Origin of the sequence: Parapedobacter koreensis, assembly GCF_900109365.1 — a bacterium.
Lineage (GTDB): Bacteria > Bacteroidota > Bacteroidia > Sphingobacteriales > Sphingobacteriaceae > Parapedobacter > Parapedobacter koreensis.
Map to the genome: position 1 here is coordinate 240,288 of NZ_FNZR01000002.1, position 13,151 is coordinate 253,438.

The 13,151-nt window shown below is 44.3% G+C and carries 11 protein-coding genes; 3 read left to right on the plus strand and 8 right to left on the minus strand.

The genetic code is table 11. The features are described from left to right. Positions 1 to 15 precede the first annotated feature (15 nt). A complete protein-coding gene (locus tag BMW65_RS05190) occupies positions 16 to 561 on the minus strand; it encodes a gluconate 2-dehydrogenase subunit 3 family protein (protein ID WP_177181009.1) in 546 nt (181 codons plus the stop codon). 307 nt (positions 562 to 868) lie between these two features. Between BMW65_RS05190 and BMW65_RS05195 the strand changes: the two genes are divergently transcribed. Genes BMW65_RS05195 through BMW65_RS05205 form a run of 3 tightly spaced genes read left to right on the plus strand, consistent with a single transcriptional unit; the run spans position 869 to position 3,933 of the window. After that, a complete protein-coding gene (locus tag BMW65_RS05195) occupies positions 869 to 1,705 on the plus strand; it encodes a glycosyltransferase family 2 protein (RefSeq protein WP_090603341.1) in 837 nt (278 codons plus the stop codon). 5 nt (positions 1,706 to 1,710) lie between these two features. Next, positions 1,711 to 2,802: an acyltransferase family protein gene (locus BMW65_RS05200; RefSeq protein ID WP_090603342.1), complete on the plus strand. Its 1,092-nt coding sequence runs from the start codon at positions 1,711 to 1,713 to the stop codon at positions 2,800 to 2,802. Positions 2,803 to 2,829: 27 nt separating this feature from the next. Continuing rightward, positions 2,830 to 3,933, plus strand: coding sequence for an acyltransferase family protein (locus BMW65_RS05205; protein ID WP_090603344.1), 1,104 nt, complete (start codon positions 2,830 to 2,832; stop codon positions 3,931 to 3,933). Between the two features lie 2 nt (positions 3,934 to 3,935). Here the strand turns inward: BMW65_RS05205 and BMW65_RS05210 are convergent, their stop codons facing one another. The 7 genes from BMW65_RS05210 to BMW65_RS05240 all read right to left on the minus strand — a co-directional run bounded on the left by BMW65_RS05210 (position 3,936) and on the right by BMW65_RS05240 (position 13,121). Then, positions 3,936 to 5,540 (minus strand): hypothetical protein, encoded by a 1,605-nt coding sequence (locus tag BMW65_RS05210; protein ID WP_143053814.1) that lies wholly within the window; start codon positions 5,538 to 5,540, stop codon positions 3,936 to 3,938. A 28-nt stretch (positions 5,541 to 5,568) separates the two neighbouring features. After that, positions 5,569 to 6,723, minus strand: coding sequence for a glycosyltransferase (locus tag BMW65_RS05215; RefSeq protein WP_090603347.1), 1,155 nt, complete (start codon positions 6,721 to 6,723; stop codon positions 5,569 to 5,571). Positions 6,724 to 6,750: 27 nt separating this feature from the next. After that, positions 6,751 to 7,950, minus strand: coding sequence for a glycosyltransferase (locus BMW65_RS05220; protein ID WP_090603349.1), 1,200 nt, complete (start codon positions 7,948 to 7,950; stop codon positions 6,751 to 6,753). 9 nt (positions 7,951 to 7,959) lie between these two features. After that, the gene (locus tag BMW65_RS05225) at positions 7,960 to 8,748 is read right to left on the minus strand and encodes a glycosyltransferase (protein WP_090603350.1); all 789 of its coding nucleotides are present in this window, start codon (positions 8,746 to 8,748) and stop codon (positions 7,960 to 7,962) included. A 27-nt stretch (positions 8,749 to 8,775) separates the two neighbouring features. Continuing rightward, positions 8,776 to 9,390, minus strand: coding sequence for an acyltransferase (locus BMW65_RS24650; RefSeq protein ID WP_090603352.1), 615 nt, complete (start codon positions 9,388 to 9,390; stop codon positions 8,776 to 8,778). A gap of 119 nt (positions 9,391 to 9,509) precedes the next feature. Beyond that, on the minus strand, positions 9,510 to 10,766 hold the full coding sequence (locus tag BMW65_RS05235; protein WP_177181010.1) for an O-antigen ligase family protein: 1,257 nt from the start codon (positions 10,764 to 10,766) through the stop codon (positions 9,510 to 9,512). 201 nt (positions 10,767 to 10,967) lie between these two features. Next, on the minus strand, positions 10,968 to 13,121 hold the full coding sequence (locus BMW65_RS05240; RefSeq protein ID WP_090603355.1) for an exopolysaccharide transport family protein: 2,154 nt from the start codon (positions 13,119 to 13,121) through the stop codon (positions 10,968 to 10,970). Positions 13,122 to 13,151 lie beyond the last annotated feature (30 nt).

Genomic DNA, 13,151 nt, shown 5'->3' on the forward strand with positions numbered 1-13,151 from the left:
ATAAGGATGATGGCACTAATTAGTTGCCCATACCCGTTGACTTTCCCCCATCGCTATGCACGACTGATAATGCACAGGAATATAATCGTATGCCAATCCCATGGTGGCCCCAAGTTCTGACGTACAATACCCTTCAACAACCAGGGATTTCAATGTCACAATAAACGGCTCTCCAAAAAACAGCCTATTTAACTCGCCGATTAGCGGCATGCGATAAGTTGCTTTCGCTTCTAAATGATTAAGCACCGAAACCCTATCTGTCATCCCACATTCAATAAACGCTTGATGATAGGTAGCCCTGCAATAGTCATCCACCTCCGCTAAGCCTGCCAAAAACCGGCGCTGCCGACTGGTATCAAAACATGCATCTACCATATTAACAACAAAATCTGCGACATTGGCCTCCGCCGCCCCGGGCGATTCGGTTTTTGGGATAATTGTATCTGCCAAAATTGCTATTGTTTCTCTTTTTAAATGCAAAGCAGCTAAGTTTACCTTTTGGCGGGTGCGTATCCATTGAAAAATTGAAAAAGAAGAAACCGTTGCCAAACCGATAGTCACTGCATACTTAATATATGTTCTTCTATTCACTTAACTTTGGAATTTTCGGAAGCAAAAGTAGGCATAAATACCGAATCCGATGTGCGAAAACGGCCTCTACGTGTAGTTTTTCCACTACAAGCTGCATTTTTGCAGGGTTTGAAGCGTAGCCCAGGAAACAAGCCCCTACAATATCCATTCTGCGGATTTTGAGCATATTTGGGTTTCCTTCCCGCCAAATTCTTGCCGTTGTTCCCCGATAAAAGTCGGAGCTGGCCATTTCTTTTACTAATATTTTGCAGTAATTTGGCAGATATTTACAAACAAAATGGCAGGTTTTAGGAATCCAAAATGGCTTACTAAATTTCAATTTTCCGTTGAGCGTTTTGAAGATATTACGGAAGAAACGTTTACCCAAGTCAACGCAAAGTTGGATAGTCTCTCCCATCCCGATCCGGTGGTGAGCATCGTCGTCATTGCATGGAATGAAGAGACCAATATTTTGAGGTGTATTTCAAGTTTAGCAGAAACGATTTCAGCCTATCCCTTGGAGATCATTGTAGTCAATAACAACTCAACAGATAAAACACAACATACGATAGACCAACTGCATGTCCGCGCATTCATTGAATTGAAGCAAGGTGCCGGGCCAGCCAGGCAAAAGGGTCAGGTACACGCCAAAGGCAAATATATCCTCACAGCGGACGCGGATTGCATCTATCCGCCCTATTGGGTAGACGAAATGGTTCATGTTTTGAAACAGCCCAAGGTTGTCTGTGTCTATGGCCGGTATTCCTTTATCGGGGAGGGCGGATTTCCCCGGTGGCAGTTGCTCGTCCTTGAAAAATTGAAAGATATCATGGCAGAGATCAGGCATTTCAGGCAACCTTATTTCAATTGTTTCGGAATAAGCATGGGTTACATCAAAGAATATGGCCTCAACATCGGATTCATTCAGGAAAACCGACGCGGAGAAGACGGGCAATTATGCCTTGATTTGATGAAATACGGCAAAATCAAACAGGTGAGATCAGCAAAGGCCCGCGTATGGACAGATATTCGCACGTTACAGAAGGAAGGAAATTTCGTAAATGTCATCTATAACCGTTTCATGGCGGATATCAAACGATTCAAATACAATTTTATACACCGAAAGTTGTCTTAGGAGCTATGACAAAAAATCATCAAAATCAAAAGCGTATACTTTGGATTGACTATGCAAAGTTTATCGGCATTAGCCTGGTGGTGTGTGCTCACCAGACCGACAGGGATGGTTGGTTTACCTTTATCTCGGCATTTACGCTACCCTTATTTTTCTTCTTGTCAGGCTATTTATTTTCCTTCAAAAAATTTGACAGCTATGCTTCTTTTCTAAAAGCTCGCACCAAGCAGCTACTCATCCCCTATTTTCTTTTAAACCTAATCGCTTATGCGCTTTGGCTAGTTTTCTTCAGGAAATTTGACGAAAATTTTGCGATCAGCCAACCTTCATACAGGCCATTCATTGGAATATTCTATGGCAACGGGCACGATAGCTGGCTGATACATTGTGTGGCCTCGTGGTTTATCATCTGTCTATTTACGTTGGAAAACATCTATTTCCTGCTATTTAGGAACGCAAAAGGCGCATTCCGGTTTATACTATTGGCCGGTATTTTTATCGTCTCCTTGCTGGATCAAAAATATGACCCGATAAGATGGCCTTGGGGTTTTAATCCAGCTATCATTGGTTTGATATTCTACGGAACCGCAAATATCCTCAAAGAAGAGACACAACGAATCATGAATCTGCCCTTGCCCAGATTGATTGCGCTATCGGTGCCCTCCCTGCTTGTTGTATACTTCGTTTCTACAAGAAATTATGTAGATATGCTTGAAAGTACTTACGGCAATTTTTACCTGTTCATCATAGGCGCATTTTCAGGAATTTTATTTGCTTTGACATTAAGCCGTATGTTGGATATCGTATTGGGTCCTGTCTGGGTTTTCCAGTATCTAGCGCAAAACACATTGGTTATCCTTGCCTTCCACACCTTCCTGATAAGTCTTTCAAGGAATTTTATTGCATTGGCGTTTGATATTCCCAGTGCCGTCGTTATACATAGCAGGTACCTCAGCCTTATCGTTGTAGCAGCCACCTTGGCACTGTCATTACCGCTCATACATTTGTGCAACAAATATTTGCCCATCATGGTTGGAAGGCCTTATAAGCCGAAACAACAGCTATTTAGGAGGCCCCAAGAAATTATCTCCCAATCCTAACATTCAATTCAATATTTTATCAGGGTTATGGCGAATACATCCGTTACCAAAAATTCAAAACGCATACTTTGGATTGATTATGCAAAGTTCATAGGCATCACCCTCGTCGTATGTGCTCACCACACGGGCAGGGGGAATTGGTTTGCCTTCATCTCAGCGTTTGCCCTGCCTTTGTTTTTTTTCTTGTCGGGCTATCTGTTTTCCTTCAAAAAATTCGACAATTACACCGCGTTCTTGAAGGCTCGAACCAAGCAGTTACTTATTCCTTATTTTATCCTAAATTTTGTAACGTATATTCTTTGGTTGTTTTTCTTCAGAAGGTTTGATTACCATTATGTCATATCGGAGCCTTTATACACCCCATTTATCGGGATATTTTATGGCAATGGACACGAGGATTGGCTAATACATAGCATTGCTTCCTGGTTTATTATTTGCCTGTTTGTCTTGGAAAATATTTATTTTCTTTTGTTCAGAAACGTGACTGGAGCACGGCGTTATGTGTTATTGGCAGGAATCCTTGCCGTTTGTTTCATTGATCAAAAGTATGATCCCATTAGGTGGCCATGGAGCTTAAATATCGCCATCATCGGGATAGTATTCTACGGCGTCGCGAACATGCTGAAAGAAAACGTCAATAAAATCATGGCGCTTTCTTTGCCAAAGCTAATAACGCTTTCGGCATGTTCCGGATTCCTACTGTACGTTATTTCTTCACGGAACTTCATAGACATGAACAAAAGCACGTATGACAGTTTTACCCTGTTTTTTATGGGTGCCTTTTCGGGAATCCTCTTCGCTTTGACATTGAGCCGGGTACTGGAAATGTTGTTGGGCCCCGTTTGGCTGTTCCAGTATTTAGCACAGAACACATTGGTCATCATTGCTTTCCATCTGATGGTCATGAGTGTTGTCAAAAAGGCCATTTCAATGGCTTTTCAGATCCCGGATGATTTGCTTACAGACAACCTGTATTTGAATTTTACGGTCGTGGCGGCGACGCTACTGCTCTCGTTGCCGATCATTTATATATGCAACAAATACCTCCCTGTGATGGTGGGAAGGCCCGCTAAACCGAAACAACGCGACGCCGCGGCGCCACAAGTCATCAGCAACTCGCAAACGGTTTGAACTTAAAGCCCGGGCACACCGATTGGTTCCACGAACACGGGCGTTTCAGTGACGTGGATTTTTAGTTTTCCGGCGACGACGTCTTCAATGCGCACAGCCATTTTGTCTTGGCCTACTTGCAAGGTATATATCTTCACTTTTTCCGCCTCGGGCATTTCCAGTTCATGGTCTACTTCCCTACCCTGCTCGTCCGGCACCATCAATACATACATCCTTTTATCATCCAATGCATAGACATCCACGATTGGATCGCTGTTCAGCGTGTGCAAGTATGCATATTCACCCATCAATTCGTTTGCTTGCAAGAAATAATCTGCAGCGGGCTTCCTTTCCGACCCCTGCACAAAACCGGAAGATGAAAATTGGATTGAACTGCGGATGTCCACATCATTCAGCATATAAAAATGCAACCGCTTAATTCCATGTCTGGCATAAAGTAGGCTTGAACGCAGCGACCAATCCGCATGGGTAATCAACGGGCTTTTATCCTTTATTTTCAGCGTTCTTAAAGGACTCTTTTTATTCACGTCGTATCCCAGTTCCGTTATCCAAACGGGTGTCCCATTGGCCTCTTCCTTAGCCAGGCTTACTACCTTTATCGCCGCTTCAGCAGCACTGGATCGTTCGGGAGCCCTGCCACGGGTGCCCTTCGCAAACAAATCTTCATTCGAAAAAGAATAATGGTGGTAATTAATCACATCAAAACATAAATTTACCGTGCCATCTTCCTTTAACCCCCGATTCACACGGCACCATTCGATCATTTTCGAAAGGTAATCCACGTCGCCTTTCGTCAATCCCCCCATGACCACCTGCATTTCCGGATCGGCATTCTTCACCCCTACACCGGGGCCTAATTGGCCAAGATGCCCATCATAAAATGCGGAAAGATTGGCTGCATATTCTTCGGCTGTCTGATGTGCATTTTCGCCTTTCCATGTCCTATCGGGTTCATTATTGCATTCGATATACGTTACCAGGCCCAGCCCGATTTTCCGCTGGTTGGGGCTCCATGCCGGATCGGGCGATACAGAGACCAAGCCAGTGTCTACCTGCGCATTGTGGCCATACCGTGCGGCAAACTGAAATCCCAATTTGGCAAATTGCCTATATGAAGCCGGATCCGCCTTATCCTGCCCATAGGGCAAAGGCGCGTTCTCATAATCGTCTTCGCCTTCGGGATACGTGGCCCGCAGCCAGTCCGGTATTGTTTTGAGGCAAACCAGTACAGGGATGCCATTGGTTTTGCACCATTGGTAAATATCATCATACCCCCAGTTGCCGTTTAAAGACGGTTGATAAGCGTATACGTTTTCTTCCGTCTCTATTCGATTCCAATCCAGGTAATGCCTGAATCCGCCAAACGGCTTTATTAATGCGGTTTTTTCCGCATCGATTTCATTATTTTCATTCAAAAACTCCCACTCAAAGCCATTGATTCCCAGCATATCTTTGAATTTGATACTGCTGATGGTATCAGCAGCTGGTGGAGCAACATAATCCGTATCTATCGGCGTCCCCTTCCGTTCCGAGCATTGTATATGATAAATGCCAAAGCACAATGCCAGCAATGCGCTGCTCATCCGATTTAAGCGAAAAATTTCCATAGGATGCTCCTTTCTTTTTATGGGCTAATCAACTGCGGGCATGTTTTGTCGCCACAGAACGTTTATTCGCACTCCTTGCATGTAAAAGTGCCCTAAACTGGTGGAATACAAAAAACGGTATTCTTGCCAGGGATTGATATATTGCTTTGTTGGTCGGGTAATTCCATAAAGCCACGAAAAACCCGAGTATGAATAACGATAAGGCTGCCAGCCAGACCAGTCCACTGATAGGGCTTAGGAAGAAACTTGCCAGCATGCACACCACCGATAAGGACAGGAAAATAAACAGCGGCGGCCGCAGTAAAATAAAACCAAACAAGAGTTGGTTTAAGCTGCGGTTTACTATTCCCTTGGACAAAATCAGGAATCCATAACGAAGGTACTTAAACCATGTGTTTATCCAGCGCGCACGCTGATTGACCAACTGATCGGCATAAGCCGTCTTTCCGTCATACACAATGGCTTCCCCGTTAAAACTGATTCGATACCCCCTCAGTACCAGTTCTGCCTGCAGTACTTTGTCAAACCCAGCCCCTTTTACATCAACGGCAGCCATACAGTCGACATACAACGCCGTTTTCATCGCCATTCCCGATCCGGCCAACGTAGCTGACGACCCCAAATGAAAGAGTACCTCGCCATCATAAAAATGATAGTAAATGTCCCTTGCGGCATCCAATGCAGCATAGTGTGTATTCGTATTCTTTGCAACCCGCAATCCCTGCACCACGTCATAGCCACTATCGAAAGATCGGTTGCATTCATTCAGAAACTCCGGATGCACCATGTTGTCACTGTCAATGATGGCAAATACTTCATGCGCCCTTATAAACCGATGTATCGCATAGAAATGGGAACCGACGTTACTGGCTAATGTTTTTTCCGGTCTCAAGATGACTACCCGGGGGTCGCTGAATTGGAGATCCGTAACATCGCATTTGTCTGCCACGACATAAATCACATAATTATCGTAGTTGAGATTCAGCAATGAATTAACCACCTGGGGGAGAAACTTGGTTTCTTCATAGGCTGTAACAATCAAGCCGTAGTCATAAGCTTGTTTTCTTACGGTAGCTATTCTGCTTTTTGTCCGCTTCTTGAGTCTAAACAGCAAAAAAAAGAACAACGGCACCATGAGATGGTATCCGATAAACACCTGAAAAAGTAACCATAAAAATTCCATAAGCCAATACGTTAAAAAGATGCACGCTTATGCGTCGGCTAAGCGTGCCGCTATTCTACTATACATTTCACCCACCGAATTTTCCCAGGTGTGGGAAGCTGCAAACGCCTTCCTTGCCGTCCTGGTTGCCTCGTTGTCTTCCGCAAATGCTTTGGCTATGCATGCAATATAGCCTTCTTTGCTGGCGGTCAGGTATACAAAATCCTTGAAAATATCCATGGTCTCTGTGGCCGTAGCCACAACAGGCTTGCCTAACGCGAGGTATTCATCAATCTTCCGTGGATAGTTGCCCACCGTAATGGCATTTACCAGTTGTGGATTGATGCACACATCAAACGCATTGATGTAAGCAGGAAGATCCTGTACGGGCTTTTTTCCAAGAAAATGTACGTTTTTCAGTTGATGCAACGGGCTCGATAGGAACGCATCATCTTCGGGTCCCACCAATACAACAGCGCAATCCGGAAAATGCTCCGCGATATGCGCGATAATGCCAATATCCAACCGGTTGCTATCCAATGATCCCACATAGCCAATGATAGGCGAAGTGATGCCGCGGAAGTCATCACCACTTCGATTCGCTGGAACTTCAGCCATAAAATCAATATCACAACCTTGCCCAACGTAATATGACCGGGCGTTATATCGGTTGCAATAGTTTCTTAAATACATGGAATTGCTAAAGCACAGGTCGCTTTTTGCTATCAGCAAAGGCTCCAGCCGCTCACCTTGCCGTCTCCAGTATTCAACGCCCAGCATGTAATCGCGGGAATAGTAAATGCTAAGCTTAGGCCTAAGCAGTTCCTTTAAATAAAACGCTTTGAACATTTCATTGTCATTGAACAGGATGACGTCCCCGAATCCCAATGACCGGATCGCTGAATGAATTGAATTGGCGAATAACCTGTTGTTCCGCTTATTCAGTCGGTCATACAGCTTAGGAAATTTTATCCAATTAATGGACTCGACTAAACAATCGGGATATAAGTTCCATAAATTTTCATTTATCCGGATAAGCCCATCAGCTTTTCCTTTGATAATGGCTATGCGTTTCTGGACATGGGGATCCTTCCGGTTTCGCCACAACGTTATCCTATCCAGGGGGGAATTTACATACAATACCCGGTGATGTTTGCTCAGCTCCAGCGCAATATTCTTGCAGTTGCTGCCGATATCCGTATCCCAAGGCTGCTGGCCGACGATGATGAAATGTTGCTGGTTAGTCATAGGAGCATATCATGACAGCCATAATGGCCTACCGGATAAATAACCAAAATAATAATTGAGATACCGGTATATTGTCCTGATGAACACAATAAACACATTGCTGCTGTTCCGGAAAAAACCCCTTTTCATCGTGCTGGGTTCCACCGCCGTATTGGCTTGTTCGAATACACCTTTATAGTCGTTAAAGAAGAAAGCTTTGCCACTATTCCTCAAAAAGGACATCATCATGATAAATTCCGTTTTGTCGCCGGACAGTCCTTCAGGGTAGCGCCCGAATTTATCGGTGAATGTACTCCTCCGCAGGTGCGGGTGATCGCTGTAATAAGGGAATTTATCCAGTCCGGGGCTCCACAACTTAAATACCATCTCCGAAAAACCATTTTTGTCTGGCTTAAGGAACGGGTAATTTACATAAGCATAAAACCGAACCATGTCGAAATCTGCCCGCTCTTCAAGAAGTTTCCTGCCGTTTTGCAGGTGTAAGCAGCTGCCATCAAGCGCGATGAAGTCTTCCTGCACATAAAGGGTATAAGGTGTTTTGACAGCATCCTGCCCTTTATTCATGTTGCTTCCCAGCCCGCCATTTTGTTTGGCGGAAACAAGTGTAAAGTCAAAATTTGCACGTAGTTTTTCGATGAACCGCAAATGCTCCTCATTGCTGCAATCATCAGAGACGATGATCTCCCTGAAAAAACAGCCCTGCCGTTCGAATGACACGAAGAGCCTTTCCAGGGATTTGCTCCGGTTATAATGGGTTACCAAAAGCGATACATCTTCAAAATAATGTCTGGTGTTCATCACTAAGCCATAGTTTTCAGCAAATTGTCAAAGCCTTTCCCAACGCTGTGTTTCGAAATTAAAGCGCTTGATCACTTTCGCAGGATTTCCTACCGCCACGGAAAAAGCCGGCACATCCTTTGTAACCACGCTACCGGCACCGATCACAGCTTGTTTTCCGATGGTGACACCACTGGTAACCACGCTATTGGCACCGATCCAGACACCGTCCGAAATGGTAATCTGCCGGCAGACCACACCTTGTTCTTTTGGTGGGATACTGGTGTCTTCGTATCCGTGATTAAGACCGGATACCACCACATGCTGCGCAAGCATGACGTCATTCCCTATGGAAACAGGGCCTATAATGACATTGCCCAAACCGATGATTGTTTTGTCGCCTATATGGACATCACCTACCCCGTTATTGATGGTTGCAAAATCTTCTATAATTGAAGCCCGCCCCAACGTAAACGCATTGAAGGGGAATACATCCATCCGTACCCGGCGCCTTATTTTTGCGCGTTTTCCTCTTTTATGTTTTAACGGATTGAGAAACAGCCTAACCCAGAGTCTCGGTTTATTGTCATTGATTGGCATCAGCATCCATAACGCAACTTTCTTTGTTCTTGGATTGGATTTGACAAAAGATGAGATAGACATCGTTAATAATTCTTCTGCCGCTGTTTTTCCATCGTTCTATAGCCGATAATAAAACCCAGTGTAAAACAAATCAAAATCGGTAAAGCAAATATTTCGTAAGGCATATGACTAGTATTTATTTAAGAGGCCAATTTTTTTCTCGCCAGGATTTCCCGCTCCAATTTTGGCCCCAAGAACACGAAAACCCAAGATACATACACAACCATCGACGATGGAAACACATTGATCACCTCGTTGCCATAACTGCAAAACAGTATCCCCGCATAACCCGAAGTCAACGCGATAAGCTTAGTCTGTAGCCCTTTATCTTTAATGTTCCAGACAATGCCGCAACATTTCCCCAGGATATAAACCGTAATGCATAGCCAGATTGTCAGTCCCACCACGCCATACATCACCCATACTTTGACGAAATAGCTATCCGGCTGTACCGTGGAGATAAACATATCAGCGTTATACTCATTCCCATTTGCGCCAATCACGCCCAATCCTTCACCGAAGGGTTTATTTTTCAAATAATTCTTAAGGAAAGCCTGCGTTTCGAAGCGGACATTCAACGAAGCGTCTTTCGGATTCAACGCCGTACGCAACCGATAAATATGGTAATTGCCATCCCCGATATGCGTAAATTTCAAGAAGCCCACAAACAATGCCAGCACAATTCCGCCAAGCAGCAATATTTTGAATTTTTTACTCAAAAATATGACGAAAACAGCGCCGACCAGCAAGGCAAATAATGCGCCCCTTGTTCCTGATAGCAGCATGCCATAAAACATCAAGCCAGCGGCAATGAACAGCAGAATCCGCTTCCATCGCTTGAAGGGTCCCAATGCCAACGTCAATGCGACCAAACCGATGTGCGCCTGGGATGCCCCAAACTGCCCTGCATCCGTATAAAAAGAAAAAACCCTCAGTTTTCCCCAAAGCAAGTGGGTCACATCGCCACCCGTATTCAAAAATTTCAACTCTCCGGGAGACAGCCGCCAATGTTCCTGTTTAATGCCGTTCAGTGCCGCAAGTACCGAACACCCGATGATAATTATCAAAAAAACATTCAAATCCTTATTGCTCTTGAACGACATGAAGGTCAGCGGTATGATAAGCATTGGATAAAGCGCAACGGTTTTAAGTTCGCTAGCCCAACCATTTAAGCTTCCTCCCGCCGGATTCGCTACTTGCAAGACACTCAGTATAAACCACAAAACCCACAAAAGACAGAGTTCATTGGCTACATTGCTGAAATCGCCCCTGCTGCTTTTTATCACCGTAATTAGCCACCCACCCAGCAATAACCCTTCGATTAGCAAGCCAAACGGTATCCCGATATCAACCTCACGTCCCAAGATCCCCACCAAAAAACAGTAGGCAATCAACATAAAGAGGGCTATTTTGGGCTTATGCAAAAAGGTATACAGCATTAGCGCCATAAAGGATAAGCTTACAAACAGTATCGGTAAAGCAGTCCCAAACTTATATGTAGCGAAGCTAATTATAACGGATACCAATAGGCAACCAATTGCAATTAATGGATTGACCTTACGATCCGATATCACCCATTTTTGTTCCATGGCAATGTCTTACGCGGTAATTTTTTGACGATAATGCTTTACCGGAATTTTATTCAAAACCCATCCCATGAACGTAGGTTCATTATTAATGAATGAGATGAACTCCTCATCTTCGGGTTTAATGGAGTTTCCGGATGCAAATATGGCGATGCACTTGTCCACAAACATGAGCCATTCTTTGACTTTATTGATATCCTTCAAGCTATTAATATCGATGAGGATAATATCAAATTCACGCCGAAGTACATCAAAACCGGCTATGAGGTTTTGTGAATCCTTCATTTCCAACAAGGAGGTACTGTTGGAATTCCGGTTGAGCACGGTAATAAAATCCTCTGCCTGTATTTCTTTTTTTACCAAAAACTTCTCAAACTCCAGGGTATGCTGTTTGTCTTCGCCTGAAGACTTTTCCGTGTTGGTTATCAGGTTCAGCAAATCTGGATAGTCCTCGCCGATAAGCAGCACCCGTTTACCCGTCATTGCATACGCATAGGCCAACCCCATGGTAATAAATGTTTTTCCTTCATTGGATGACAAGCTCGTTATCCCTAACACTTTCTCACCTTTCTGGGCCGACAATTGCTTATTAATTTCAAACCGCAGCGAACGCAGTAAGTCTTTATGCAAGTTATAATCGGGTACATCCCCGTCGCTTTTCCAGATGCTTCTGAGATCCTTGTCCGAGCGCTTAATCAGATTTAGATTCCCAATTACTTTTCCTTTGGTCACAGAAGCCAATTGTTGTGCATTAATGATTCGGTGGTCAAGCAGGAAAGCGATAAACAAGATGGCGAAAGACAAGGAAAAACTGGCAACTCCAGACAGCCCGGTATACATTATTCGCTTAGACGATTCCGGCAAACCGGGCAAACCGGGTTCCACCAGGTTCAACTTCAATCCAACCGTATTTCCCAAACTAGCCTGGTTATACCGATTTAATGCCTCTGTATAATCCTTGGTAGCAAGGTCTGCATCACGTTCGTACCGTTGGATACCCGCATCGGTAGGAACCATCACATTATATTTGCGCCGTGCTTCGGCAAGCCCCTGCTGTGTCGATGCAATGCTCCCTTCAGCAAGTGCCAGCGAAGTTTCCAGATCCATCCGCTCACTAATCAAGGACTGCCTGATGATGGATGTGTTCGTTGCCTGCGCGCTTCGTCTCGGAGTCGCTGATAACGCGTTTACGCGCAGTTTTTGTAACGAATCTAGTATCGTCTTATCCGCTGGCCTCATTCCGTTATCGATATACCGCTGATTAGCGCGGCTAATCTCATCGTCTATTTTGGTAATGTTGTTGCTTTGGCTTGGCGCCGGAGCACTTGCTGCTGGTTCTTCCAGGCTATTGAGCTGGTTGTTGATCCGTGCAATTGCGCTTCTTAGTGATTCTATTTCTCTATTCGTTTGCGACAACCTGCTCTCATATTCAGACACCTGTTGGTAGACAATGCCAGACTGGGTAGCTACATTCAATACGCCGCTGCTGCTTTTATAAGCTTGGAGCTGCGCATTTTTGTCGTTCATAATCTGCTCTTTTTCTTTTCGCAAAGAGTCCAGCAGTTGTAGCGACTTGGTATTGCTGGCGTTTGTTATACTATTATAGTAGTCAATAAACTCCGTACAAAACGTATTGACAGCGAAAGCAGATAAGTCCGGATCTTCCGATATAAACTCTACTTTAATCAAGTTGCTTTCAGCCCCTTGCTGTATGGTCAACGCACTGAGAAGCTTCTTTTCCCCATAGCCAAGCGTATTCACAATGTCAAACAGTTTTTCATCCGATACCGTCAAAATTGATCGGTCAAACAGTTTTCGCTTATACTCGGCAACCATATCCTGCCTTGTTTCTGCCGCTATTTCTTCCGGCAGGGTCCTAAACGCTTTGTCTGGATTTTCTAAATCGTGGATGATTAAACGATAAGACAGCAAATTTATCACACGCCGCATCTTCATCATTTCCACGATGTTCCCGTATTCATAACCTTCTCCGCCTTGTGCTATTAATTGAGCGGGGGCCTCAGTAGCGAGCTGAGCTTGGGATGTATAATCTTCTGGAAGTTTCTTGACCAAAAAAAAGGTAGTCACAACGCTAACCACTACCACTGCAAGAATTACCCAACTGTATTTCCACAGATACCTGAAAAATGCATTTAAATCAATCATATGACACTAAATCTAATAGCCACTATTTTT